The following is a 25,436-nucleotide window of genomic DNA, read 5'->3' as shown; positions in this document are numbered from 1 at the left end:
GGGCGGCACTGTGCTGCGCCGTCATTTCCGAAAAAGTCGTGCACCAAACGAGGTGTGACCTTTCACACGCAACACAGAATTGCAACGCGCCGTGTCCTTCCGGCAGAGTCTTGCTTCCGTCAGGCCCCGCATACGGCACTGAGGCACCTCCGAAGGCGCCACGCACCACACAACTCAACAAACGCCGTCCGTATGCCGCCCGCGAGCACCACGCGGCACTTCCGCAAGGAAGTCGCCCACCGGGCCCGTGCCTCCCGTGACCCAAGCAGTAGGGAGGCCAGTGTCAGGGGCACGATTGCGCCCGCGAGGTCACCTAAGCGGGCGATGCTGGAAGGACACCGTGTGAGCCGGATCTCGGTCCGGGGGTTCGCCGTGGCATCTGCCACCGCGGTCACCACCGTTGGCGCCGTCGTAGGCGTTGCATCGGGCAGCACTCCCGCTGTCGACGACAACAACTTCGAGGCGGCCGCAGCCGACACCACGCTGCTCGCAGACATCCCGGCGGGCCAGCAGGCCCAGGTTCAGACCGCTTCGCTGACGCAGCAGGCCGACGCGCAGGCTTCGGCAGCCGATGCGGCGGCCAAGAAGTCCGCCGAGGAAACGGCCCGCATCCAGGCCGCCAAGGACGCCAAGTCGAAGAAGCAGGCGGCCGAGGACAAGCTGGAGGCGCAGCGCGAGGCCAAGAAGAAGGCGGATGCGGCCGAGCGTGCGAGCCGCTCCTCCGTCCGTGACGCCTCCTCGTTCTCGGCGCAGGGCTCCTACAGCGTCGCCGAAGTGCAGGCGATGGCCCGCGCGATGATGCCGTCCGACCAGTTCCAGTGCTTCAGCAACATCGTGGAGCGCGAGTCGGGCTGGAACTACAAGGCCACCAACCCGTCCTCCGGTGCCTACGGCATCATGCAGGCGCTGCCGGGCTCCAAGATGGTCTCGGCGGGTGCGGACTGGCAGACCAACCCGGCCACGCAGATCAAGTGGGGCCTCAGCTACATGAACAGCGACCGCTATGGCAGCCCCTGCGCCGCCTGGTCGTTCTGGCAGGCCAACCACTGGTACTAGGAACGCACGAGGTTCCGCGCCCGGCTCCGGGAAGCCCCGCACCGTCCCAGGTGCGGGGCTTCACGCGTGTACGGTCGACCCCGACAGCTCCCGGGGGCGTGTGGGGAGCGTATGGGGGAAGGGAAAATCCATGTCCAAACTACCGGGGTGGCTCGGTCGGCTGGGCGCCGAACTCACTGAGATCGGGGCGCGTCTGGAAGAACGCCGCGCCGAGGACGAGCGCCGCGCCGACGAGGACGCCGTGAGTGTCTCCTCGTCGACGCTCTCCACGGCCGTCGTCGAACAGGTGCCGCGCCCGCCTGCGTACGCCCCCTCCGTCGCCGCCCGACCCGACCCGGTGGCCGCGGTCCCGTGGGGGATGCGTGTGGCGGCCGAGGCGGGCTGGCGGCTGCTGGTCCTGGCCGGCACGCTCTGGGTACTCATGCGGGTCATCAGCGCCGTCCAGTTGGTCGTCCTCGCCTTCGTCGCCGCCCTGCTGGTGACCGCGATGCTGCAGCCGACCGTCGTACGTCTGAAGCGGCTCGGGCTGCCGCGCGGTCTGGCCACCGCGGTCACGGCGGTGCTCGGCTTCGTTGTCATGGGCCTGGTCGGCTGGTTCGTCGTCTGGCAGGTGATGGACAATCTGGACACCCTCTCGGACCGGGTCCGTGACGGCATCGACGAGCTGAAGCGCTGGCTTCTGGACAGCCCGTTCCATGTCACCGAGTCGCAGATCAACGACATCGCGAAGAACCTCAGCGACACCATCGGCACCAACACCGAGGAGATCACCTCCGCCGGGCTCCAGGGCGTCACGGTGATGGTGGAGGTCCTGACCGGGCTGCTGCTGGCGATGTTCTCGACACTCTTCCTGCTCTACGACGGGAAGCGCATCTGGCAGTGGGTGCTCAAGCTGGTGCCCTCGCAGGCCCGCCCGGGCGTCGCGGGCGCCGGACCCCGCGCCTGGCGGACGCTGACCGCCTATGTGCGGGGCACGGTGATCGTGGCGCTGATCGACGCGATCTTCATCGGGCTCGGGATCTACTTCCTCGATGTGCCGATGGCGGTACCGCTCGCCGTGTTCATCTTCCTGTTCGCCTTCATCCCGCTGGTCGGCGCCGTGGTCTCCGGAGCCCTCGCCGTGGTCGTCGCGCTCGTCACCCATGGCGTGTTCACCGCTCTGATGGTGCTGATCGTGGTGCTCGCCGTGCAACAGATCGAAGGCCACATCCTGCAGCCCTTCATCCTGGGCCGCGCCGTACGCGTCCACCCGCTGGCCGTGGTGCTGTCGGTCGCGGCGGGCGGGATGATCGCCGGCATCGGCGGCGCTGTCGTCGCCGTACCGCTGGTCGCGGTGACCAACACGGTGGTCGGCTATCTCCGCTCGTACGGGCAGAACCCGGGCGTGCTCCAGGGGCCCGGACCGCACGGCGCCACAGCGCTCTCGGCCGTACCACCGACGGAACCGCCCTCCGCCCGGCCGCTTCCGCTTCCCGCGGACGGACCCGGTCCGGACGCGCCGGACGGCCGCGGGGACGGGGCCGGCTCGCCGGACGACCAGAAGCACTGACCGACACGAGTGATCCGGCACGGAGTGCTATGACACCGCGACACCTGGGCGCGATCCACGAGTTCTGCTGGATGGACCTCAAGACCCATGACCCGTCCGGTACCGCGGCGTACTTCTCCGCGGTGCTGGGCTGGGGCTTCGCCGTGGACGAGAACGACTGGCGACGGGCGACCACGATCACTGCCGACGGCCACCGGATAGGCGGTCTCAGCGATCTGACCGGTCCGCTCTACCCGGCAGGGCTCCCCGCACACACCGCCTACTACCTAGCCGTCGAGGACGTGGACGCGGCCACGGACCGGGCCCTGGACGCGGGCGCACACCTGGTGCTCGCTCCTTTCGACGCCGGTGACCGGGGCAGGATCGCGACCCTGCTGGATCCCGTGGGGGCCGCCGTCTCCCTGTGGCAGACGCATGAGTCCCACCGGTGGTCCCCGGCGGCCGGCGGCCCGGAGAGTATGATCCTCGCCTCTCCGGACCCCGGGCGGGCGCGCGACTTCTACGCGGTGATGCTCGGTACCGTCCCGGACCGCGCCCACTTCGTGCCGGCACGCGGCCCGGACGCCTCAGCGCCACGGTGGGAGCTCGCCCTCGGTGTCGACGACGTGGACCTCGTCGCGGCCCTGGCCCTCGCCCACGGTCGGGAGTCGCGCAGGGAGCGTGACCCCGACGGCCGGCCGTGTCTCCGGCTCAGCAGCCCGGAGGGCCTGACCTTCCACGTCAGGCCGCGCTCCCCGGCCCCTGCCACGGCGTGCACATGAAAGAAGGGCCCCGGGGACGGTCGGTCGTCCTCGGGGCCCTTCTCGTACAAGGTACAGCGGGTACTACTGGGCGAGCACGGCCTCGGCTTCGAGGGTCACGCCGACCGCCTGGATCACCGAAGCGATCTTGACGGCTTCCTGAATGGTCTCACGGTCGACACCGGCCTTGCGCAGCACCTGCTCGTGGGAGTCCAGGCACTGGCCGCAGCCGTTGATCGCGGAGACGGCGAGCGACCACAGCTCGAAGTCGACCTTCTCCACGCCCGGCTTGCCGATGACGTTCATCCGCAGGCCCGCACGGAGGTTTCCGTACTCGGGGTCCGACAGCAGGTGCCGGGTGCGGTAGAAGACGTTGTTCATCGCCATGATGGCGGCGGCCGACTTCGCGGCGGTGTACGCCTCGGCGGAGAGGGCGGCCTTGGCCTCCGGCTCCAGCTCGCGCAGCACCTTCGGCGAGCGCGAGGCGATCGCGCAGGCCAGGACGGTGCCCCACAGCTGCTGCTGGGGGAGCTCGCTGTTACCGATGACCGAACCGAGGTTCAGCTTCAGGTCCTTGGCGAAGTCCGGTACCGCGGACTTCAGTTCATCGAGTGCCATGTCGTATCAGCTCACTCGCCCGAGAGGAGCGCGACCGGGTCGAGGGTGGTCTCGCCCTTGGTCCAGTTGCAGGGGCAGAGCTCGTCGGTCTGCAGGGCGTCGAGAACCCGCAGGACCTCCTTGGGGTTACGGCCCACGGAACCGGCGGTCACCATCGTGAACTGGATCTCGTTGTTCTGGTCGACGATGAAGACGGCGCGCTGGGCGAAGCCGTCCTCGCCCTCGATGCCGAGGTCACGCATGAGCTCGTGCTTCGAGTCGGCCAGCATCGGGAAGGGCAGGTCGGTCAGGTCCGGGTGGTCCTTGCGCCAGGCGTGGTGCACGAACTCGGAGTCGCCGGAGAAGCCGAGGACCTGCGCGTCACGGTCGGCGAACTCGTCGTTCAGCTTGCCGAAGGCGGCGATCTCGGTGGGGCACACGAAGGTGAAGTCCTTCGGCCACGCGAAGACGATCTTCCACTGACCCTCGTAGGTCTTGTGGTTGATCTGCTCGAACTCCTTGCCGCTCTCCAGTGACACGCAAGCGGTCAGGTCGAACTCGGGGAACTTGTCACCGACAGTGAGCACGCGCACTCCTTGCTGTGTAGGAAATCCCCTTTTGGGGGCGTTCCTGGGGGTTGGACTGCTCTCACTTTGGCACAGAGTGCATTGATCACGGAAATAGCTACACTCGGTCGGGATGATCGGAGGTGCCTATCAGTGGCGTATGTAAATCAGACCATCAGGGTCAAGCAGCCCAGCCTCTCGCAGCTGCGCGCCTTCGCGGCGGTTGCGGAGCATCTGCACTTCCGGGATGCCGCGGCAGCAATCGGGATGAGTCAGCCGGCGCTCTCCGGTGCGGTGTCCGCGCTGGAGGTGGCACTGGGTGTCCAGCTCATCGAGCGTACGACGCGCAAGGTGCTGCTCTCGCCCGCGGGGGAGCGCCTCGCGGTGCGGAGCCGAGCGGTGCTGGAGGCGGTGGGTGAGCTGATGGAGGAGGCCGAGGCGGTGCGCGCGCCGTTCACCGGGGTACTCAGGCTCGGCGTGATCCCGACCGTCGCGCCGTATCTGCTGCCGGCCGTGCTCAGGCTGGTCCATGAGCGCTACCCGGACCTCGATCTCCAGGTCCATGAGGAGCAGACCTCCTCGCTGCTGGACGGACTGGCGGCCGGCCGGCTGGACCTGTTGCTGCTCGCCGTGCCGCTCGGGGTGCCCGGAGTCACGGAACTGCCGCTGTTCGACGAGGACTTCGTCCTCGTCATGGAGAAGGAACACGACCTCGCCGGGCGCACCGGTCTGTCCCGCGAGACACTGCGCGACCTGCCGTTGCTGCTGCTCGACGAGGGGCACTGCCTGCGCGACCAGGCGCTGGACATCTGCCGGGAGGCGGGGCGCACCCAGGGGGCGCCGGTGACGACGACGGCGGCCGGGCTCTCCACCCTGGTACAGCTCGTCGCGGGCGGGCTCGGGGTGACGCTGCTGCCGCGTACGGCGGTGACGGTGGAGACCGGGCGGGACGAGGCGCTGTCCACCGGGTACTTCACGGACCCGGCGCCCTCGCGGCGGGTGGCGCTGGCCGTGCGGACCGGCTCGGCGCGGCACGAGGAGTTCGAGGAGCTCGCGGCCGCGCTGCGGGGCGCGATGGAGACGCTGCCGGTGCGGGTGCACGCGGAGGGGTGAGCGCGTACGCCGATGGGCTCGCCCCTCGCGTTCTCACTCCGTGCGCAAGCCGCCCGGGCGCGGCCGCCCGGACCCAGGCCGCCCGACCAGCAGGCCGACGGCCATCCGTCGACCCGGATCCGAGCCGTGATCCGAGCGTGGGGAAGGGTGCCCGGGCCGATCGCGCCGGGCGTAGCCATGATGCCCCGGTGCTCCTCGCCGAGCGGATCGAGGCCGGCCCGCGCCGTCCGGGGCGACGTTCCCGGCCGGGGTCACTCCTCCGCTTCGGGTGGCGACTTCGGGGGCCGGCCCCGGCGCGGGATCGGGGACGCGCTCCCCGGGAGGCGGCCGGCCTCCGCCAGCGCCCGCCGCAGCAGGAACTCGATCTGCGCGTTCGCGCTGCGCAGCTCGTCGGAGGCCCACCGGGCCAGCGCGTCATGCACCGCGGGGTCCAGCCGCAGCAGCATCTGCTTGCGCGCGGGCCCGCGCCGGGCCGCCGGCCGGCCCGCGGGAGGCGTGACGTCGTCCGTCACTGGTAGAGCGTGCCCGTGTTCAGGACCGGCTGCGCCGCGCGGTCACCGCACAGCACCACCATCAGGTTGCTCACCATCGCCGCCTTGCGCTCGGAGTCGAGCTCGACGATGTCCTGCTCCGCGATGCGGGTCAGCGCCATCTCGACCATGCCCACCGCGCCCTCGACGATCTGCTGGCGGGCCGCCACGACCGCCCCCGCCTGCTGTCGCTGCAGCATCGCCGAGGCGATCTCCGGGGCGTACGCGAGGTGGCTGAAGCGAGACTCGATGATCCGTACGCCCGCCGCCTGCACCCGCGCGGTGAGCTCGACCGCGAGCTTCTCGGTGATCTCCTCGGCGTTGCCCCGGAGCGAGAGGCCGCCCTCGTCGTGGGCGTCGTACGGGTACTCGATCGCGATGTGCCGCACGGCCGCCTCGGTCTGCGTGGCGACGAACTCCAGGAAGTCGTCGACCTCGAAGAGCGCCTGCGCGGTGTCCTCGACCTTCCAGACGACGATCGCCGCGAGCTCGATCGGGTTGCCGTAGGCGTCGTTGACCTTCAGGACGGCCGTCTCGTGGTTACGGACCCGGGTGGAGATCTTGCGGCTGGACGTCAGCGGGTTGATCCAGCGGAGCCCGTCCGCGCGGATCGTGCCGACGTAGCGGCCGAAGAGCTGGATGACCCGGGCCTCGCCCGGAGCGACCATTTTCACACCGCTCATGCAGAAGAACGAGGCGATGGCCAGGAGCAGGCCCAGGACGAGGAGCGGGACGCCGACGCCCTTGTGTCCGTCGGAGCCGAGAACACCGCCGACGATGGCCAGGGCCACTCCGAGGAACACCCCGAAGACCGTCAGCAGCAGGCCCAGACCGCCGGGGATGGAGTGGGCGGTGGTCTCCCTGACCTGCGGTGTGGGCATCTCCGGCGCGTCCGGCGTCAGGTCGGCGCCGGGGCCGGTGGTGCCGGGACGGTCGTGTGCTGCGGACATGGGTCCCCCGTTTCGTACGGCATAGCGCCGCGCTAGCAATGTGATTACACATTAATCGATGTCGCAACCTTGTGCACCCCTCGGGAGTCGGTTCCATAGGGGCGGGTGCTGATTCTCACGCCCGGAAAAGACCGGATCGCCCGCCATTTGTCCCGGGTTTCAGTGTTAGCTGACAGGTCTGACCGGAGCGGTACGAGCCGAAGAACAGGAGCACCACAGCGATGGGTCGAGCGGATGCGCGGCGAGCCCAGGGGCGGGGAGCGCGCGGGGCCGCCAAGAGCGGCGGCATACGCCGGCTCTTCACCTGGCGGAAGATCCTGGGCACCTTCTTCGGGCTCTGTCTGCTGGTGATGGGCGCCTTCGCGGCGCTGTACGTGTACGTCGACGTGCCTGCGGCCAATGCCCAGGCCGAGAAGCAGAGCAACGTCTACAAGTACAGCGACGGCACCCTCCTGGCCCGGAGCAACTCCGAGGTGAACCGGGAGATAGTCGACCTGGGCGTCGTACCCAAGAAGGTCCAGCACGCCTTCGTCGCCGCCGAGAACAAGTCCTTCTACCGGGACCAGGGCGTCGACCTCAAGGGCACCACCCGCGGTCTGCTCAACACGCTCACCGGCAAGGGCAAGCAGGGTGGTTCCACGATCACCCAGCAGTACGTGAAGAACTACTACCTCACGCAGGACCAGACGGTCACCCGTAAGCTCAAGGAACTGGTGATCTCACTCAAGGTCGACCAGCGCACGAAGAAGGACGACATCCTCGCCGGATACCTCAACACCGTGTACTACGGACGCGGTGCGAGCGGTATCCAGGCGGCGGCGCAGGCCTACTACGGCGTCGACGCCAAGGATCTCGACACGGGCCAGGGCGCCTATCTCGCGGCCCTGCTCCAGGCCCCCAGCCAGTACGACTGGGCGAACGCCACGCCCACCGGTAAGAAGCTCGTCAAGGAGCGCTGGGCCTACACGCTGAACAACATGGTCGACGAGGGCTGGCTCGACCGGGCCGAGCGGGACAAGATGACCTTCCCCGTCCCCGACTCGCCCAAGGCCGCTCACGGCATGGAGGGCCAGGCCGGCTACCTCGTCGAGGCCGCCGACGACGAGATGAAGCGGCAGGGCATCACCGAGGAGATGCTGGACGCCGGCGGCTGGACCATCACCCTCAACGTCGACAAGAAGAAGCAGAAGCAGCTCGAGAAGTCGGTCGACCGCCGGCTGGAGAACCAGCTGGACCGGGAAGGCAACAAGGTCGACGCGTCCGTTCAGGCCGGTGCCACCTCGGTGGATCCGAAGACGGGCAAGGTGCTCGCACTGTACGGCGGTGTCGGCGCCACCGAGCACTACCTGTCCAACGCCACCCGCCAGGACTACCAGCCGGCCTCCACCTTCAAGCCGCTGGTGCTCGCCTCCGCGCTGGAGAACGAGTCGACCACCCAGGACGGCAACCTGATCGGCCTGAACACGGTCTACGACGGCACCAGCAAGCGTCCCGTGGTCGGCAGCGACACCCCGTTCGCCCCGCAGAACGAGGACGACATCAGCTACGACAGCCCCACCGTCCAGACGGCGATGGACAAGTCGATCAACTCCGTCTTCGCGCAGATGGTCGTCGACGTCACCCCGAGCGCCGTGAAGAAGACCGCACTCGACATGGGCGTACCGGACAAGAACTTCCCCGAGCGCCCCGCGATCACGCTCGGCACCATGAACGCTTCGACATGGGACATGGCCGGGGTGTACGCCACGCTCGCCAACCACGGCAAGAAGGTCACCCCGACCATCGTCGAGTCCGCCGAGCACCGCGACCGCACCATGGAGCCCGTCGACGGTGTGGGCGGCCAGGCGATCAGCCGGGCGTCCGCCGACACCGTGACGAAGGCGCTGACCGAGGTCGTCGACGTCGGCTCCGGCCGGGAAGCCAACACCTCCGCGTACGACGCCGCGGGCAAGACGGGTACCTCCGAGGACAACAAGGCGGCCTGGTTCACGGCCTACACCCCGGAGCTCACCACAGCCGTGGCTCTCTTCGGCGAGTCCACCCGGGAGGGCGGCGGCCAGGTCAGCCTCACCGGCACGGCCAACTCCGGCCGTGCCAACGGTGGCGGTTTCCCCGCCAAGATCTGGGCGGACTACACCCTCGGCGCGCTCGGCGGCGGCTCGGACGCCACCTTCGACCTGCAGGGAGTCGAACGCGGTGAGACGCCGGTGACGGAGGCCCCCCCGGCGGCCACTCCGTCCGAGACAGAGGAGCCGTCGGAGACTCCGTCCGAGGAGCCCGAGACGCCCTCCGAGTCGCCGAGCGAGACCCCCTCCGAGGAGTCGCCGCCGGTCGAGACGCCGAGCGAGTCCCCCTCCGTGACGCCGAGCGTGACGCCCAGCGAGACGAAGGACCCCGAGGACGGGGACCAGCCGCCGGGCGAACGGCCGGGCAGCGAAGACATCCTGGGGCAGTAGCGACGAGTGAGGGGCGGGCGCCGGTCGGCACCCGCCCCTCACTCGTGGCCACGTCGTCGGCCTACGGCGTGGCCATCTCGAACCACACCACCTTGCCGGTCGAGAGCCGGGTCGCTCCCCACCGTCTGGCCAGCCGGTTGACCAGGAACAGCCCGCGGCCGCCCTCGTCGGTCTCCCGGGCACGCCGCTGACGGGGCAGCTGCGGGGAGTCGTCGCCGACCTCGCAGCGCAGGGTGTCCGTACGCAGCAGCCGCAGGGTCACCGGCCGCTCCGCGTAGCGCACGGCATTGGTCACCACCTCGCTGACCAGCAGCTCCACCTCGTCCGAGAGGTCGTCCAGACCCCACCGGCTCAGCGCCCTGCGGGCCAGCCTGCGCGCCCGGCCGGGCGCCGCGTCCTCCGGTTCCAGGAACCAGTACGCGACATCGCTCGGCGCGATCCCGTCGAACCGGGCGGCCAGCAGGGCGATGTCGTCGTCCCGGTCACCGGGGCCGAGCATGTCCAGCACGTCGTCGCAGAGCGCTTCCAGCGGCGGAGAATGGTCAGGCCCGGTCAGCTGGGCGGTGGCGGCGAGCCGCTCCCGCAGTATCTCGATGCCCGTCCAGACGTCCCGTATCCGGGACTCCACCAGGCCGTCCGTGTAGAGCAGCAGCGTGGCCCCGGCCGGCGCGTCCAGCTCGACGGCCTCGAAATCGACCCCGCCGACCCCGATCGGCGCGCCCGGCGGCACCCGCAGCACCTCCGCCCGGCCGCCCAGGTGGAGCAGCACGGGCGGCGGGTGCCCGGCGTTGGCGATGGTGATGCGGTGCGCGACGGGGCCGTACACCGCGTACAGGCAGGTCGCCATGCGATCGCTGCCGAGCCGCTGGGCCTGTTCGTCCAGATGGTGCAGGACCTCCTGCGGAGGCAGGTCGAGACCGGCGAGGGTCTGTGCCGTGGTGCGGAGCTGGCCCATGATCGCGGCGGACGTCATGGAGTGCCCCATCACGTCGCCGACGACCAGGGCGACCCTGCTGCCGGGCAGCGGGATCGCGTCGTACCAGTCCCCGCCGACCCGGGCCGTCTCGGCGGCCGGGAGATAGCGCGAGGCCAGGCGTACGCCCGTGGGCTGGGGCAGCGAGTCGGGCAGCATGGTGCGCTGGAGCTCGTCGGCGATGTACGCCTCGCGGCCGTACAGCACGGCCTTGTCGATACCGAGCGCGGTGTGCGTGGCCAGCTGGGCGGCGACCAGGAGGTCGTTGGCCTCGAAGGGCGGGCGGTCCGTGCCGCGCAGGAAGACGGCGGCACCGATCACCCGGCGACGGCCACGCAGCGGAGCCAGGATCGCGCGGTGACCGGTCGGCACGGTGCGGCCGGCCCCCAGCAGTTCGGGCAGGGCGACGCGGGCCGCGGCGGCGTCCCCGAAGACGGGACGCACCCCGCGCAGGACCTCGTCGAGTGCGCCGCCCGCCTGGATCTCGCACAGGTCGGCGGCGGGCAGCAGTCCGGCCTGCGGGTCGCTGACGGACAGCCGCAGCCGCTCGCCCTCCGGCCCGCTGTCGCTCTCCTCGTCGCCGAGCCGCAGCCTGTCGGTGCGCCGCAGCCGCAGCAGGAAGGGGTTGACGGGCCGCTCGTCGCCCACCGGGAGCGGGTCACGGAGGTAGACGAGTATGGCGTCGGAGAACGTGGGTACGCTCGCCCGGCACAGGCCCAGCACGATTTCGTCCAGGTCTATGCCGCGTGCGATCCGGCGGGTCGCCGCGCCGACGAAACGCAGCCGGTCCCCCTCGCGGCGCGTGACCGTCTGGGTGTCGACGCCGGGTGCGGCGGCGTCCGCGGCCGCTCCGGGCGCCGCATTCTGTACGGCGTTCGGCACCGGGCTCTTCGCCGTGCCCGGCACCGGAGAGGGCCCGGGGATCGCGGCGGTGGCAGCGGCGCCCGGCGGAGCCTCCTGCTGCCGGGGCCGGGCGCGTTCCTGCGGTCGGGCGGCGAGGGGCTGCCGGCCTTCGTGGGAGGTGGGATGCTCCGTCACGCGTGGGATTCCGTCCGTCCGGGCCGGTTGTATGAGGCAATCACCTCGTGGGGCGCCACTGTGCCCCGGCAAGAGCACCGAGAACAACGGCTGTCACCGGATGCCCTCGGAAAAGGGGCTGAAACCGTACGGCCACCAGGGAGGCCGGTATGGGATCTTCCGGCGGCTGGGCAGTGGACAGCGAGCACGTCTCCACCCCCTCGTAGTGGTTCATGCGACCGCACGGCCGTCCGGCCGGGTGGGCCGTGCGGCTCATGCGCTGCTTTCGGTGACTGGTGGTCAGGCCCTGAACCGGTCGTGCCGGTTGTGGTGCGCCTTCCGGCAGAGCGGTTCGCGGAGGGCGATCCTGCGTTTGCCCCCCTGGGGTGCATCAAGGGTCTCACGACGTCGTGGGGGTGGGGGTGCGGTCCCAGTCATCAGGCAGCGAGGGGACCTGCCACCGGGGGTCGGGCCGCCAGTGTTCCCAGCCGTCGCTGAACGGCGCGCCCCAGCTCTGGATCACCTCGACGGCCGCCAGCCCCGCCTCGCGTACGCGCCGGGCGGTGGCCTCGTCCATCAGCCCGACACGCTGCGCCTGCGCGAACTCGTCCTCGTCGAGCCATTCCCAGCTGTGGTCGGGACGCACCGAGATGTCGAGGAAATGGTCCTGCGAATCGACCCCGCCCGCCCAGCGTGAGCGGGGCTCCTCGAGATTGACGTACCAGTTGCGGAAGAGCCAGCCGCGGTCCCAGAACAGCCAGACCGACCAGGGGTCTCTTGGCCGGGCGAGCTTCAGCACCCCCGATCCGAACCACCGGGAGCGCGCCGTCGTGCGGGGACGCGTGTAGCGGGTGGCGAGGGGCTCGGCGTGCACCTGGGTGCCGTCGGCGAGGACCGGCCTCACACACTCGGTGCCGGACGCCATCCACACCGCCAGCAGTTCGTCGGTGTCCTGGACGACGGTGACCGGACGGCAGATGTGTACCGCGTAGCCGCCACCGTCGTCACCGCACCTCTCGTTGGCCCGGTAGCGCCAGAGGATCCGGTCCCCCGGCGACCAGCGCACGCCGTCTCCCGCACCCGCCCCGGTGCCTGCTCCCGTACCCGCTTCCGTCGCTGTCATGACGTGATCTTAGGGACGCGCCCGCCGGTGCGAAGCGTAACGGCCGCACCCGCGGCTGTTACGCGTCAGGGCCGGGTCATCCGCAACACGTCCAGGGCCTCGTCGAGCTGTTCCAGGGTCAGGTCCCCGCGCTCGACGTATCCTCCGGCCAGCACGGTCTCCCGGATAGTCGCGCCGTCGGCCAACGACTTCTTCGCGACCTTCGCCGCCTCCTCGTAGCCGATGTACTTGTTCAGCGGCGTCACGACCGACGGGGAGGACTCGGCGTACTGCCGTGCCCGCTCCACATGGGCCGTGATGCCGTCGACCGTGCGGTCGGCGAGCAGCCGGGAGGCGTTGGTGAGCAGCCGCACCGACTCCAGCAGGTTCTTCGCGATCACCGGAAGCATCACGTTGAGCTCGAAGTTGCCGGCCGCTCCGGCGGCGGCGACCGTGGCGTCGTTGCCCGTCACCTGGGCCGCGACCATCAGTACGGCCTCCGGGATGACCGGATTGACCTTGCCCGGCATGATCGACGACCCGGGCTGCAGGTCCGGCAGGCTGATCTCGGCGAGTCCGGTGCGGGGGCCGGAGGCCATCCAGCGCAGGTCGTTGGAGATCTTGGTGAGCGACACCGCGACCGTGCGGAGCTGGCCCGAGGCCTCGACGAGTCCGTCCCGGGCGCCCTGCGCCTCGAAGTGGTTCCGTGCTTCGGTGAGGGGCAGGCCGGTGGTGCGGGCGACCTCCGCGATGACGGCTGCGGAGAATCCGGGCGGGGTGTTGATCCCGGTACCCACCGCCGTGCCGCCCAGGGGGAGTTCGGCGAGGCGGGGGAGCGAGGCGTGCAGCCGCTCGACGCCGTGGCGGATCTGCGCCGCGTAGCCGCCGAACTCCTGCCCCAGGGTGACGGGGGTGGCGTCCATCAGGTGCGTACGGCCCGACTTCACGACCTCCGAGAATTCGGCCGATTTCCGCTCCAGAGAAGCGGCCAGGTGTTCGAGCGCGGGGATCAGGTCGGCGGTGACCGCCGCGGTCGCCGCGATGTGGATGGACGACGGGAAGACATCGTTCGACGACTGCGAGGCGTTGACGTGGTCGTTGGGGTGGACCTCGCGTCCGAGCCGCTCGGTGGCGAGCGTGGCCACGACCTCGTTGGTGTTCATGTTGGACGACGTACCGGACCCCGTCTGGAACACGTCGACGGGGAAGTGCTCGTCCCAGCGTCCGGCCGCCACCTCGGCGGCGGCCTCCTGGATCGCGTCGGCGATGTCCGGATCCAGTACCTCCAGCCCGGCGTTGACCTTGGCCGCCGCGGCCTTGATCCGGGCCAAAGCCTCGATGTGGGCCCGCTCCAGCCGTTGCCCGGAGATGGGGAAGTTCTCCACCGCCCGCTGCGTCTGGGCGCGCCACTTGGCGTGCGCGGGCACCTTCACCTCGCCCATCGAGTCGTGCTCGACGCGGTACTGCGTGTCCTCGGCCGGTTCGCCCATGGTGTTCTTACCTCCTGCTGGAGCGAGCACGGTCCGCGCCCGCCGTATTCCCCGCTCATCCTGCCCGGGACCGACCGGCGGATCACGTCCCGCCGCGACGATCACACGTCCACCGGCGCCGCACATGCCGAAGGGGCGCACCGGTGGCCGGGTGCGCCCCTTCGGCCGGTGTGCGGTCAGCCGAGGCCGGGGCCGCGGACCGGGATGCTGGTGAAGGTCGGCGCCGGGGCGGGCTCGGTGAAGAAGTCGTTGCCCTTGTCGTCGACCACGACGAACGCGGGGAAGTCCTCGACCTCGATCCGCCAGACCGCCTCCATGCCGAGCTCCTCGTACTCGACGACCTCGACCTTCTTGATGCAGTCCTGCGCGAGGCGCGCGGCGGGGCCGCCGATCGAGCCGAGGTAGAAGCCGCCGTGGTCGTCGCACGCGTCCGTGACCTGCTTGGACCGGTTGCCCTTGGCGAGCATCACCTTGGAGCCGCCCGCAGCCTGGAACTGCGCGACGTAACTGTCCATGCGGCCGGCCGTGGTCGGGCCGAAGGAGCCGGAGGCGTAGCCCTCGGGGGTCTTCGCCGGGCCCGCGTAGTACACGGGGTGGTCCTTGAGGTACTGCGGCATCTCCTCGCCCGCGTCGAGGCGCTCCTTGATCTTGGCGTGCGCGATGTCGCGCGCCACGACCAGCGGGCCGGTCAGCGAGAGCCGGGTCTTGACCGGGTACTTGGTCAGCTCGGCGAGAATGTCGTCCATCGGCTGGTTCAGGTCGATCTTCACCACGTCGGACTCGTCGAGGTGCTCGTCGGTGGTGTCCGGGAGGAAGCGCGCCGGGTCCTTCTCCAGCTGCTCCAGGAACACGCCCTCGGCGGTGATCTTCGCGGTTGCCTGGCGGTCGGCCGAGCAGGACACGGCGATCGCGACGGGCAGCGAGGCGCCGTGCCGGGGGAGGCGGACGACCCGGACGTCGTGGCAGAAGTACTTGCCGCCGAACTGGGCGCCGATGCCGATCTTCTGCGTGAGCTCGAAGACCTTCTGCTCCAGGTCCTTGTCCCGGAAGCCGTGGCCGGCCGGGGAGCCCTCGGCGGGCAGCTCGTCCAGGTAGTGCGCGGAGGCGTACTTCGCGGTCTTCAGCGCGAACTCGGCCGACGTACCGCCGACGACGATCGCCAGGTGGTAAGGCGGGCAGGCCGCCGTACCCAGCGAACGGATCTTCTCCTCCAGGAACTTCATCATGGAGCCCTCGTTGAGGACCGCCTTGGTCTCCTGGTAGAGGAACGACTTGTTGGCCGAGCCGCCGCCCTTCGCCATGAAGAGGAACTTGTAGGCGCCGCCGTCGGTCGCGTACAGCTCGATCTGCGCCGGGAGGTTCGAGCCGGTGTTCTTCTCGTCCCACATGGTCAGCGGGGCCATCTGCGAGTAGCGCAGATTGAGCTCGGTGTACGCGTCGAAGATGCCGTGCGACAGGGCCTCCTCGTCACCGCCCTGGGTGAGCACGTTCTGGCCGCGCTTGCCCATGACGATCGCGGTACCGGTGTCCTGGCACATCGGCAGGACACCCGCGGCGGCGATGTTCGCGTTCTTCAGGAGGTCCAGCGCGACGAACTTGTCGTTGGAGGAGGCCTCGGGGTCGTCCACGATGCGGCGCAGCTGCGCGAGGTGGGCGGGCCGCAGGTAGTGCGAGATGTCGTGCATGGCCTCGGCCGCGAGGGTGCGCAGGGCCTCCGGAGCCACCTTGAGGAACGTACGGCCGTCGGCCTCGAAGGTCGAGACGCCCTCGGCGGTCACCAGCCGGTACGGCGTGGTGTCCTCTCCCAGCGGGAGCAGATCGGAGTACGCAAACTCTGGCATTACGGCCATTCCTTACTCGGTGACAGCGGCTGGCCACCCTTGGACAGCGCATCCACCAGGGTAGAACCCTGCGGGCGGGCCGGACCTGTGAGGTAGGGCTCACCCGTACGGAGTGCGGCGGGGGCCCGGATTCCCGGCAAAGGCCGGTGAGGCACTGGTCGCGATCTATCGCGTTTCGGTACGCTGTCGCGGTGGACCTCGAGAAGCAGCCTCAGCAGCCCGTCGCTCCGGCCGGTCCCGCGCCTGCCGGAATCCGAGCCTCCGACGCGGACCGCGACCGGATCGCGGACATCCTGCGGGAAGCCGTGGCCGAAGGCCGGCTGACCGCCGAGGAGCACGCCGAGCGCGTCGACCTGGTCTACCGGGCCAAGACCCTCGGCGAACTCGAACCGCTGGTCCAGGACCTCCCGGCCACGGGCGGCACCGCCTCGCAGACCGCCTCGCCCTACGGGTACGGCCCCGAAGCGGCGGCCGGGCCGGTCGAGAATCTGGTGGCGGTCTTCAGCGGCTCGACCCGCAGGGGCCGTTGGCGCGTCGGCGGCCGTACGAACGCTTTCGCGCTTTTCGGCAGCGTCGAGATCGACCTGACCGAGGCGCTCTTCGGTCAGCGTCTGACGGTCATCAACGCGACGTCCATCTTCGGCAGTGTCGAGATCAAGGTTCCCGAGAACATTTCGCTGCGCGGCAGCGGAACGGGTATTTTCGGCAGTTTCGAGGTCGACACACTGGAATCCGCCGACCCGGAAGCACCGGTCGTCGTCGTGAACGGCTATTCCGTGTTCGGGAGCGTCGAGGCAAAGCCCAAGCGTGGCAAGCTCATCGCCAACCTGCACCGGCAGTTGCGCAAACACCTCGGCCACTGAGGTCGGACGGCTGCCGCACCGCGTATTCAGGCCATTTTGGAGCGCGTGCCGCCGCGGAGGGGCGGAAGGCGGCGCCACTCAGTGCATAGGCGTGCGTACAGCGGGTAGGGAGAGCTGCATCGCCTCTCGCTCGCGAAGCCCGAAGCCGTCGTCAGGAGTGGACCGTGCTGCACATGCCGCATCAGCCCCTGCAGGTCGCCGCCGTACCCTCCCAGCGCGCACCCGCGCGGGAGGATCAGGCGGGGCCCTGGCACTCGGAGGCGGTGTGCCGCCGGGATGAAGCCGGGCTGTTCTTCGCCCCGTCGAAGGAGCCGACTGCTGCCCGGCTGTCCCGTGAAGAGGCCGCGAAGCAGGTATGCGCGAGGTGCCCGGTGATGGTGGAGTGCCGGGAGCACGCGCTCATACAGCCCGAGCCCTACGGGGTGTGGGGTGGCCTCACCGCTGCGGAGCGCCGCGTGGTGCTGGCCCGGCGCCGCAGGCGCGACATGGAGCTCAAGGCGGCGTCCTCGGCGGGGCGCATAGCCGCAGCGGGCTGAGCCCCGCGCACACGGATGGGGGGCCGCCCGGCCCGGGCGGCCCCCCATCCGTGTCGCCGGTCCTACTTGGCGCGGTCGAAGTCGATCGCGCTGTAGGCGCGCAGCTTCGAGAGCCGGTGCGTCGAGTCGATCCTGCGGATCGTTCCCGACTTGGACCGCATCACCAGGGACTCCGTGCTGGCGGTCTCCCCGCGGTACCGCACGCCGCGCAGCAGTTCGCCGTCGGTGATCCCGGTGGCGACGAAGAACACGTTGTCCCCGCTGACGAGGTCGTCCGTCGACAGGACCCGGTCCAGGTCGTGACCGGCGTCCAGCGCGCGCTGCCGCTCGGCGTCGTCCTTGGGCCAGAGCTTGCCCTGGATGACACCGCCGAGGCACTTTATGGCGCAGGCGGAGATGATGCCCTCGGGGGTGCCGCCGATGCCCATGAGCAGGTCGACGCCGGTGCCCTCGCGGGCCGCCATGATCGACCCGGCGACATCGCCGTCGGAGATGAATTTGATGCGGGCGCCGGTCTCCCGGATCTCCCTGACGACGCTCTCGTGCCGAGGCCGGTCCAGGATGACGACGGTGACGTCCTCGGGGGCCGATTTCTTGGCCTTCGCGACGCGCCGGATGTTCACGGACGCGGGCGCGTTGATGTCGACGAAGTCGGCGGCCTCGGGGCCGGTGACCAGCTTGTCCATGTAGAAGACGGCGGACGGGTCGAACATCGCGCCGCGGTCCGCGGCGGCCAGTACGGCGATCGCGTTGGGCATGCCCTTGGCGTTGAGCGTGGTGCCGTCGATCGGGTCGACTGCGATGTCCACCTCGGCTCCGGTGCCGTCGCCGACACGCTCGCCGTTGAACAGCATGGGGGCTTCGTCCTTCTCGCCCTCACCGATGACGACGATGCCGTTCATCGACACCGTCGAGACGAGCGTGCGCATGGCTTTCACGGCGGCGCCGTCGGCGCCGATCTTGTCGCCGCGGCCGACCCAGCGCCCGGCGGCCATGGCTGCGGCCTCGGTGACCCGCACCAGCTCCAGGGCGAGGTTGCGGTCGGGGGCCTCCGGGGAGACCTCGAGCTGGGACGGCAGATGATGCTCGGACATCGGAGCGCACCTTTCTGTACGACGACGACCGGAAAAGAGGGTGCTGTGACTCTATCGGTAGGTCGATAAAATGAGCAGAGCGGGTCACGGATGAGCGGACGCGCCCGCTGGTCGGTCGCCCCCTGGCCGGTCGTGCGGAGGTCCATGCCACCATTGAGTCCGTGGCAAGCAAGCGAGGCAAGCAGACCGTCCGGGACATGATCCTGTCGATGCTCGTGATCACCGCAGTGGCGGGCGTCGTCTACATCTTCATCCCGCACGACGACAAGGCCGACCCGATCAAGGCGGTCGACTACCGGGTCGAGCTCGCGACGGCCCGCCGAGCGGCGCCGTACCCGGTGGCGGCCCCGGCCGGGCTGTCGAAGGAGTGGAAGCCGACCTCCGTCTCGTACGCGGGGCAGGACGGTGCCGGTTGGCACCTGGGCTTCCTCGACCCGGACGGCAGGTACGTCGCGGTGGAGCAGTCCACGAGCCCCGCGCGGAAGTACGTGCCCGAGGTGAGCCAGCAGGCCGAGGACACCGGGCGCACCTATGAGGTGGCGGGCCAGGCGTGGCAGCGCTGGGAGGGCCCGAAGTACGACGCCCTCGTGCTGCGTGCCGAGGGCGTGACGACCGTGGTCACCGGCTCGGCCCCGATGGAGAGCCTGGCGCAGATGGCCGCCGCGCTGAAGACCGCCCCTGGCACCACGGTCCCGGCACCCGCTGCCTGAACAGGCCGCCCGCCAGGACCGCGAAGAGCCCCGCGACGCCGAGCGTTGCGGGGCTCTTCTGCTGGTTCCGGGGGGGATCAGACGGTCGTGACGACCTCGTCGTAGGAGAGACGGGGGAGGCGCGGGAACCAGGCGTCCTCGCCCGGCTTGCCGATGTTGACGGCCATGAGCAGCTGGTGGTCGCCGTCCAGGAACTCCTTCTCGATGCCCGCGGCGTCGTAGCCGGTCATCGGGCCGGCGGCCAGGCCGGCGGCGCGGACGCCGATGATGAAGTAGGCGGCCTGCAGGGTGGCGTTCAGTGCGGAGGACTGCTCGCGGACCGGGCGCTCGGAGAAGAACGCGTCCTTGGCCTGCGGGAAGTGCGGCAGGAGTGCCGGGAGTTCGTCGTGGAACTCGTGGTCCGCGACCAGGAGCGCGACCAGCGGGGCGGTGGAGGTCTTCGGCTGGTTGCCCTCGGCCATGTGCTTCACGAGACGCTCGCGGCCCTCCGGTGTGCGGACCAGGACCACGCGCAGCGGCGACTGGTTGAAGGCCGTGGGGCCGTACTTGACCAGGTCGTAGATCGCCTGGACCTGCTCGTCGGTCACCGGCTCGTCGGTGAACGTGTTGGCAGTGCGGGCCTCACGAAAGAGGAGGTCCTGGGCGGCGGGGTCAAGAACGAGGGACATCTGGAGCATTACCTTCCGGGCGGTACGGGTCAAGCGATGGCGTCACCGTAACCGACGGGTAGATTAAAGGTTCAACTAAATCGACCCGGAGTGATCGACCGCACAGACGCACCCGGAGCGCCCGTGTGTACTCCTCAGTCCGTGCCCTCGGCCTCCGAGGGCTCCTCAGGGCGTGCCAGCGCCGCGTCCAGCCGGGCCCGCGCACCTTCCAGCCAGCGCCGGCACACCTTCGCCAGCTCCTCACCGCGCTCCCAGAGGGCCAGCGACTCCTCCAGCGTCGTGCCGCCCGCCTCCAGGCGGCGTACGACCTCGATCAGCTCGTCCCGCGCCTGCTCGTACCCGAGCGTGCCCGTCGCGGCAGCCGTCGTCGTCCCGTCGTCCGTCATGCCGACCACCCTATGCGCGGGGTCCGACAGACCCGGCCCCTCATTCCGCGTCCCGTACGGTTTCCGAGACCCGCACGGTTTCCGAGACCCGCATGGTTTCCGAGACCCGCACGGTGAACTCGCCTTCGAAGACCCGCGCCCGCAACTCCTCGCCCGGCGCCCCGGCATCCGCGGGGGAGCGCACCACATGGCCGTCCGGCCGCTGCAGCACCGCGTATCCCCGCTCCAGCGTCGCCGCGGGCGACAGCGCCACGACCCGGGCCCGGGTGTGCGCGAGCTCCGAGTCGGCGCGGTCCAGCAGATGCCCGAGCACCCTGCGGCTGCGCCCCACCAACGCGTCGATCTCCGCTTCCCGCTCGTCCACCATCCGCTGCGGCCGCTCCATCGAGGACCTGCCCAGCGCGTGCGCCAGCCCCCGCTCCTCCCGGTCGATCAGCCCCCGCACGGTCCGTAGCGCCCGGTCCCTGAGCTGCTGGACGCGGTCGAGCTCCTCGCCCACGTCCGGCACGACCTTCTTCGCCGCGTCCGTCGGCGTCGACGCCCGCAGATCGGCCACCAGGTCGAGCAGCGGCGAGTCCGGCTCGTGCCCGATGGCGGAGACCACCGGCGTACGGCACGCGGCCACCGCGCGGATCAGCGCCTCGTCGGAGAACGGCAGCAGGTCCTCCACACTGCCCCCTCCGCGGGCGACGACGATCACGTCGACCTCCGGCAGCCCGTCCAGCTCCTGGACCGCCTGGACCACCTGATTCACGGCGTGCACGCCCTGCACCGCGGTGTTACGCACCTCGAACCGCACGGCGGGCCAGCGTCGCCGCGCGTTCTCCAGGACATCGCGCTCGGCCGCCGACGCTCGCCCGGAGACCAGGCCGACCAGCTGCGGCAGGAAAGGCAGCGGCTTCTTCCGGTCCAGTGCGAAGAGCCCCTCGGCGGCCAGCGACTTCTTCAGCTGCTCCAGCCGCACCAGCAGCTCGCCGATGCCCACCGGCCTTATCTCCGTGGCCCGCAGGGAAAGCTGCCCGCGCGGCGCGTACCACTCCGGCTTGGCGAGGACGACGACCCGCGCGCCCTCCGACACCACATCGGCGATGCGGTCGAAGACCTGCCGGAAGCAGGTCACGCTCACCGAGATGTCGTGGGACGGGTCGCGCAGCGTCAGAAACACCACCCCGGCACCGGGCCGGCGCGACAGCTGGGTGATCTGCCCCTCGACCCAGACCGCGCCGAGCCGGTCGATCCAGCCGCCGATCAGGCGTGACACGTCGCCGACAGGCAGCGGGGCTTCCGGGGACGTAGTGAGAGCCATACGGGCGAGCGTATCGGCCGGGACCGACAGTCAGGCGGCCCGGCGCCCCCACTGCACCGCGAGCACAACCAGCCCGATCCCCAGCCAGCACAGCGCCACCAGCTGTGCGCTCGCCGTCGCCTCGAGGATCACCGCGACCAGAACGGCGGCGCCCACCACCGGCATCAGCACATGACGCCACCAGCTCGGGGTCCCCTCCATCCGGCGTACGGCGAACCATCCCACCACCGACGCGTGCAGCAGTACGAACGCGGTGAGCGCGCCGAGGTTCACCACCGACACCAGGTGGTCGAGCCCGTCGTCGCGCCGGGCCGCCCACACCGCCGCCACCAGGGTCACCACCGCGGCGCCCGTGATCGCCACGCGCGGCACCCCGGACCTGGCGTCGACCTGGGACAGGAACGACGGAAGGCGCCGCTCGCGGGCCATCGCGAACACCAGCCGCCCGGCCGCCGCCTGCCCGGCCAATGCCGCGAAGGCCGCCCCGACCGCCTTGCTCACGGCCACCAGATCGTGCAGCCAGGTCCCGACCGAGGCATCCACCGCGTCGTAGAAGGCGGAGCCCTGCTTCACCGGATCCGCCGCCAGCTCCGCCGAGGTCACCGGTTCCAGCAGCGCCGCCAGATACGACTGGACCACGAACAGCACCCCGGCCAGCACCAGGCAGAACAGCACGGCCCGCGCCACCCTCGCCGAACCACCCGTCACCTCTTCGGCGAAGGAGGCGATCGCGTCGAAGCCCAGATAAGACAGCACCGCGACGGACACCGCTCCCAGCACCGCGGTCATCGAGAACCCGGAGTCCCCCGTGAGAGGCGTGAGCCAGCCGCGCTGCGCCCCGTCCCCCGCCAGCACCACCACCGCCGACACCACGAACACCAGCAGCACCACGATCTCCAAGGCGAGCACCGCGAAGCCCACCCGGGCCGCCGCCCGCACGCCCCACAGGTTGAGCGCGGTCGTCACGACCACGGCGATCGCCGTCCACACCCACCGCGACACCTCGGGCACCAGCGCGTTCATCGCGATCCCGGAGAAGAGGTAGGCGACCGCCGGGATGAGCAGGTAGTCGAGCATGGCCATCCAGCCGGCGATGAACCCGGACCCTTCCCCCAGCCCCTTGCGGGCGTACGCGAACACCGAACCGGCCAGCGGGGCGACACGCACCATCTGCGCGTAACTGAACGCCGTGAAGGCCATCACGACGGTCGCCACGAGATACACCAGCGCCACGGCCCCGCCGGACTTGGCGTCCAGCGTGCCGAACACGCCGACCGGAGCCATGGGCGCGATGAACAGCAGCCCGTAGACCACCAGGTCCCGGAACCCGAGTGTGCGGTGCAGCCTTCCCTCGTCCGTGCTGCTGCCGGCCATGAACCCTCCGTCGCTGATCGAGTACGCCTCAGTCTCGCGACCCCGTCGATCCGGCGCCTGTTCGGTGCGGCCTTACGATGGGACGCATGACTGCAACTCCTGCCCGCCGTGTCCTGCTCGCCGCACCTCGTGGCTATTGCGCGGGTGTGGACCGCGCCGTGATCGCCGTCGAGAAGGCCCTGGAGCAGTACGGGGCCCCGGTGTACGTCCGCCACGAGATCGTGCACAACAAGTACGTCGTGCAAACGCTCGAGAAGAAGGGCGCGATCTTCGTCGACGTGACCGCGGAGGTGCCCGAGGGCTCCATCGTGATGTTCTCCGCCCACGGAGTCGCGCCGACCGTCCACGCCGAGGCCGCCGAGCGCAAGCTCGCCACGATCGACGCGACCTGCCCGTTGGTCACCAAGGTCCACAAGGAAGCCGTCCGCTACGCCAAGGACGACTACGACATCCTCCTGATCGGCCACGAGGGCCACGAGGAAGTCATCGGTACGAGTGGTGAGGCACCTGACCACATCACGCTGGTCGACGGCCCCGAGGACGTCGCGAACGTCGAGGTCCGCGACGAGTCGAAGGTGGTCTGGCTCTCCCAGACCACGCTCTCCGTCGACGAGACGATGGAGACCGTCGGAGCACTCAAGCAGAAGTTCCCGAACCTCCTCTCCCCGCCGAGCGACGACATCTGCTATGCCACACAGAACCGCCAGGTCGCGGTGAAGAAGCTGGCGGAGGACGCCGAGCTGGTCATCGTCGTCGGCTCGAAGAACTCCTCCAACTCGATCCGTATGGTCGAGGTCGCCCTCGACGCCGGCGCGCCCGCCGCCCACCTGGTCGACTTCGCCGACGAGATCGACGAGGCGTGGCTGGAAGGCGTCACCACGGTCGGCCTCACCTCGGGCGCCTCGGTGCCCGACGTCCTGGTCGACGGCGTGCTGGAGTGGCTGGGCGAGCGGGGTTACGCGGACGTGGAGACGGTGAAGACCGCGGACGAGTCGATCACCTTCTCGCTGCCCAAGGAGCTCCGGCGCGACCTGCGCGCCGAGGCCGCCGCGCTCTCCGCCGGGTAATCCCGAGCGCGGGTTACCCGCCCCTCGGGGGAGTGATCCGCGCCACCTGCCCGTACCGTGGATCACATGGAGATCTTCGGTGTGGATATCGGCGGTTCAGGGATCAAGGGAGCGCCCGTGGACCTGGACCGCGGAGAGCTGGCGCAGGAGCGCCACAAGGTACTGACACCTCACCCGGCCACGCCGGAGAGCGTGGCCGACGGTGTGGTCGAGGTCGTCGGCCACTTCGGCTGGCAGGGGCCGGTAGGCATCACGTTCCCCGGAGTCGTCACAGGCGGCATCACCAGGACCGCGGCCAATGTGGACAAGGGCTGGATAGACACGGACGCGAGGGCGCTGCTCAGTGACCGTATCGGGCAGCCCGTCACGATCCTCAACGACGCCGACGCGGCCGGTGTCGCCGAGATGACTTTCGGCGCGGGCCGTGGCCGCAAGGGCACGGTGATCATGCTGACCCTCGGTACGGGCATCGGCAGCGCGGTCTTCACCGACGGGCGGTTGATCCCCAACACCGAGCTCGGCCACCTGGAACTGCACGGCCACGACGCGGAGAAGCGTGCCTCCACGAAGGCCAAGGAGGACGAGGGCCTGAGCTGGCAGCACTGGGCGCACCGGGTGCAGAAATACCTGGTCCACGTGGAGATGCTGTTCTCGCCCGAACTCTTCATCATCGGCGGGGGCGTCAGCCGCAAGGCGGAGAAGTTCCTGCCGCTCATCGAACACGTACGGGCGGAGATGGTGCCGGCGGAGCTGCAGAACAACGCGGGCATCGTCGGCGCGGCCATGGGCGCATCCGGTAAGTAGCCTCTACGCGCGGGGGCGGCGGGCCGTCCGGTCGGCCCCTTTGGGCCGGTCGGCCCTTTCGGTCCGCTCGGCCCTGAGTACGTGGCGCTGCCGCTCCCGCATCTGCCGGATCTTCCGTACGGTGGCGATGAGCCCCGCGACGAGCGTGCCCCCGTACAGCCAGCCGGCCTGTACGGCCAGCGCGGTCACGACGGCCATCGCCTGTCCGCCGAAGCCGCCCGTGCCCCCCGCGACGGGGATCACGCCGACCGCGAAGGCGATGGGCACGATGATCGGCGCGGTCACCAGGTCGGCGGGCCGCACCCAGAGCGCGGTCAGGGCGCTGACGGGCAGGAACAGCAGGCCGTAGACGATCTCCGAACCGTCGAAGAGCAGCCGGTCCACACAGGCCAGGAGAAACATGGTCAGGGCCGCGAAGAGACCGGCTCCGATGCCGGTCAGCCGGGGGTCGGGGAATCTGCGCAGCGCCGTGACCACCGGCGGAACACCTCCGGGCCGGGAGCCAGGCCCCGGGCCCGTCGCCGGTGCGACCGTCACCGTCACCGGATAGGCGCCCGCGGCCGTGACCTCGCCGAGGCCGCCGGGCGGGGCGGGCTGAACCTGCGAGGGCTGCCTGCGCTGCGGGGTACGTGTCCTGTGCTGCTCCAC

The 25,436-nt window shown here is 70.2% G+C and carries 24 protein-coding genes; 10 read left to right on the top strand and 14 right to left on the bottom strand.

Annotated elements, in window-relative coordinates; genetic code table 11:
* Positions 1–342 precede the first annotated feature (342 nt).
* From ACWD04_RS02095 to ACWD04_RS02085, 3 genes are all read left to right on the top strand, one after another.
* Complete coding sequence (locus tag ACWD04_RS02095; protein ID WP_451127095.1) at positions 343–1,056, top strand: aggregation-promoting factor C-terminal-like domain-containing protein; 714 nt, start codon at positions 343–345, stop codon at positions 1,054–1,056.
* Between the two features lie 130 nt (positions 1,057–1,186).
* Positions 1,187–2,605 (top strand): AI-2E family transporter, encoded by a 1,419-nt coding sequence (locus tag ACWD04_RS02090; RefSeq protein WP_451127093.1) that lies wholly within the window; start codon positions 1,187–1,189, stop codon positions 2,603–2,605.
* Positions 2,606–2,634: 29 nt separating this feature from the next.
* Positions 2,635–3,366: a VOC family protein gene (locus ACWD04_RS02085; RefSeq protein ID WP_451127091.1), complete on the top strand. Its 732-nt coding sequence runs from the start codon at positions 2,635–2,637 to the stop codon at positions 3,364–3,366.
* Between the two features lie 63 nt (positions 3,367–3,429).
* Here the strand turns inward: ACWD04_RS02085 and ACWD04_RS02080 are convergent, their stop codons facing one another.
* Positions 3,430–3,963: an alkyl hydroperoxide reductase gene (locus ACWD04_RS02080; protein ID WP_451127089.1), complete on the bottom strand. Its 534-nt coding sequence runs from the start codon at positions 3,961–3,963 to the stop codon at positions 3,430–3,432.
* 11 nt (positions 3,964–3,974) lie between these two features.
* Entirely contained in the window at positions 3,975–4,529 is a 555-nt protein-coding gene (locus ACWD04_RS02075; RefSeq protein ID WP_056793803.1) for a peroxiredoxin, read from the bottom strand.
* A gap of 132 nt (positions 4,530–4,661) precedes the next feature.
* On the opposite strand from ACWD04_RS02075, the gene ACWD04_RS02070 reads away from it, so the two are divergent.
* A complete protein-coding gene (locus tag ACWD04_RS02070; RefSeq protein ID WP_451127087.1) occupies positions 4,662–5,621 on the top strand; it encodes a LysR substrate-binding domain-containing protein in 960 nt (319 codons plus the stop codon).
* A 251-nt stretch (positions 5,622–5,872) separates the two neighbouring features.
* On the opposite strand, the gene ACWD04_RS02065 is transcribed toward ACWD04_RS02070, so the two are convergent.
* Together ACWD04_RS02065 and ACWD04_RS02060 are read right to left on the bottom strand one after the other, a co-directional pair.
* Positions 5,873–6,133 carry a hypothetical protein gene (locus ACWD04_RS02065; RefSeq protein ID WP_451127085.1) on the bottom strand — a complete coding sequence of 87 codons (261 nt, stop codon included), beginning with the start codon at positions 6,131–6,133 and terminating at the stop codon, positions 5,873–5,875.
* Positions 6,130–7,101 carry an SPFH domain-containing protein gene (locus tag ACWD04_RS02060; protein ID WP_451127083.1) on the bottom strand — a complete coding sequence of 324 codons (972 nt, stop codon included), beginning with the start codon at positions 7,099–7,101 and terminating at the stop codon, positions 6,130–6,132. The genes ACWD04_RS02065 and ACWD04_RS02060 overlap by 4 nt, the downstream gene beginning before the upstream one ends.
* 221 nt (positions 7,102–7,322) lie before the next feature.
* Between ACWD04_RS02060 and ACWD04_RS02055 the strand changes: the two genes are divergently transcribed.
* Positions 7,323–9,557 (top strand): transglycosylase domain-containing protein, encoded by a 2,235-nt coding sequence (locus ACWD04_RS02055; RefSeq protein ID WP_451127081.1) that lies wholly within the window; start codon positions 7,323–7,325, stop codon positions 9,555–9,557.
* A gap of 61 nt (positions 9,558–9,618) precedes the next feature.
* Here ACWD04_RS02055 and ACWD04_RS02050 read toward each other — a convergent pair whose 3' ends face one another.
* The 4 genes from ACWD04_RS02050 to ACWD04_RS02035 all read right to left on the bottom strand — a co-directional run bounded on the left by ACWD04_RS02050 (position 9,619) and on the right by ACWD04_RS02035 (position 15,980).
* Positions 9,619–11,568 (bottom strand): SpoIIE family protein phosphatase, encoded by a 1,950-nt coding sequence (locus ACWD04_RS02050; RefSeq protein ID WP_451127079.1) that lies wholly within the window; start codon positions 11,566–11,568, stop codon positions 9,619–9,621.
* Between the two features lie 379 nt (positions 11,569–11,947).
* On the bottom strand, positions 11,948–12,670 hold the full coding sequence (gene fomD / locus ACWD04_RS02045; RefSeq protein ID WP_451127077.1) for a cytidylyl-2-hydroxypropylphosphonate hydrolase: 723 nt from the start codon (positions 12,668–12,670) through the stop codon (positions 11,948–11,950).
* A 65-nt stretch (positions 12,671–12,735) separates the two neighbouring features.
* Positions 12,736–14,139: a class II fumarate hydratase gene (locus ACWD04_RS02040; RefSeq protein ID WP_451127075.1), complete on the bottom strand. Its 1,404-nt coding sequence runs from the start codon at positions 14,137–14,139 to the stop codon at positions 12,736–12,738.
* Between the two features lie 176 nt (positions 14,140–14,315).
* A complete protein-coding gene (locus ACWD04_RS02035; protein ID WP_451127073.1) occupies positions 14,316–15,980 on the bottom strand; it encodes a fumarate hydratase in 1,665 nt (554 codons plus the stop codon).
* Between the two features lie 191 nt (positions 15,981–16,171).
* Between ACWD04_RS02035 and ACWD04_RS02030 the strand changes: the two genes are divergently transcribed.
* On the top strand, positions 16,172–16,843 hold the full coding sequence (locus tag ACWD04_RS02030; RefSeq protein ID WP_451127072.1) for a DUF1707 SHOCT-like domain-containing protein: 672 nt from the start codon (positions 16,172–16,174) through the stop codon (positions 16,841–16,843).
* 164 nt (positions 16,844–17,007) lie between these two features.
* A complete protein-coding gene (locus ACWD04_RS02025; RefSeq protein WP_451127070.1) occupies positions 17,008–17,379 on the top strand; it encodes a WhiB family transcriptional regulator in 372 nt (123 codons plus the stop codon).
* A gap of 62 nt (positions 17,380–17,441) precedes the next feature.
* On the opposite strand, the gene glpX is transcribed toward ACWD04_RS02025, so the two are convergent.
* The gene (glpX, locus tag ACWD04_RS02020) at positions 17,442–18,473 is read right to left on the bottom strand and encodes a class II fructose-bisphosphatase (RefSeq protein WP_451127069.1); all 1,032 of its coding nucleotides are present in this window, start codon (positions 18,471–18,473) and stop codon (positions 17,442–17,444) included.
* A 161-nt stretch (positions 18,474–18,634) separates the two neighbouring features.
* Between glpX and ACWD04_RS02015 the strand changes: the two genes are divergently transcribed.
* A complete protein-coding gene (locus tag ACWD04_RS02015) occupies positions 18,635–19,183 on the top strand; it encodes a DUF4245 domain-containing protein (RefSeq protein ID WP_451127067.1) in 549 nt (182 codons plus the stop codon).
* Between the two features lie 77 nt (positions 19,184–19,260).
* Here the strand turns inward: ACWD04_RS02015 and ACWD04_RS02010 are convergent, their stop codons facing one another.
* From ACWD04_RS02010 to ACWD04_RS01995, 4 genes are all read right to left on the bottom strand, one after another.
* Positions 19,261–19,851, bottom strand: coding sequence for a malonic semialdehyde reductase (locus ACWD04_RS02010; protein ID WP_451127065.1), 591 nt, complete (start codon positions 19,849–19,851; stop codon positions 19,261–19,263).
* 134 nt (positions 19,852–19,985) lie between these two features.
* Positions 19,986–20,237, bottom strand: coding sequence for an exodeoxyribonuclease VII small subunit (locus tag ACWD04_RS02005; RefSeq protein ID WP_451127063.1), 252 nt, complete (start codon positions 20,235–20,237; stop codon positions 19,986–19,988).
* Positions 20,238–20,277: 40 nt separating this feature from the next.
* On the bottom strand, positions 20,278–21,543 hold the full coding sequence (gene xseA, locus ACWD04_RS02000; RefSeq protein ID WP_451127061.1) for an exodeoxyribonuclease VII large subunit: 1,266 nt from the start codon (positions 21,541–21,543) through the stop codon (positions 20,278–20,280).
* Positions 21,544–21,573: 30 nt separating this feature from the next.
* Positions 21,574–22,917 (bottom strand): APC family permease, encoded by a 1,344-nt coding sequence (locus tag ACWD04_RS01995; RefSeq protein ID WP_451127060.1) that lies wholly within the window; start codon positions 22,915–22,917, stop codon positions 21,574–21,576.
* 77 nt (positions 22,918–22,994) lie between these two features.
* On the opposite strand from ACWD04_RS01995, the gene ACWD04_RS01990 reads away from it, so the two are divergent.
* Both ACWD04_RS01990 and ppgK read left to right on the top strand, forming a co-directional pair.
* Positions 22,995–23,984, top strand: a complete 990-nt coding sequence (locus ACWD04_RS01990) for a 4-hydroxy-3-methylbut-2-enyl diphosphate reductase (protein ID WP_451127058.1) — start codon at positions 22,995–22,997, stop codon at positions 23,982–23,984.
* A gap of 66 nt (positions 23,985–24,050) precedes the next feature.
* The gene (gene ppgK / locus ACWD04_RS01985; protein WP_451127056.1) at positions 24,051–24,788 is read left to right on the top strand and encodes a polyphosphate--glucose phosphotransferase; all 738 of its coding nucleotides are present in this window, start codon (positions 24,051–24,053) and stop codon (positions 24,786–24,788) included.
* A gap of 3 nt (positions 24,789–24,791) precedes the next feature.
* Here ppgK and ACWD04_RS01980 read toward each other — a convergent pair whose 3' ends face one another.
* A complete protein-coding gene (locus ACWD04_RS01980) occupies positions 24,792–25,436 on the bottom strand; it encodes a DUF6542 domain-containing protein (RefSeq protein WP_451127054.1) in 645 nt (214 codons plus the stop codon).

The sequence above is a fragment of the Streptomyces sp. NPDC002911 genome (assembly GCF_053591835.1).
Note: the sequence above shows the minus strand (reverse complement) of the source record. Positions and strands in the feature narration are given on the sequence as shown.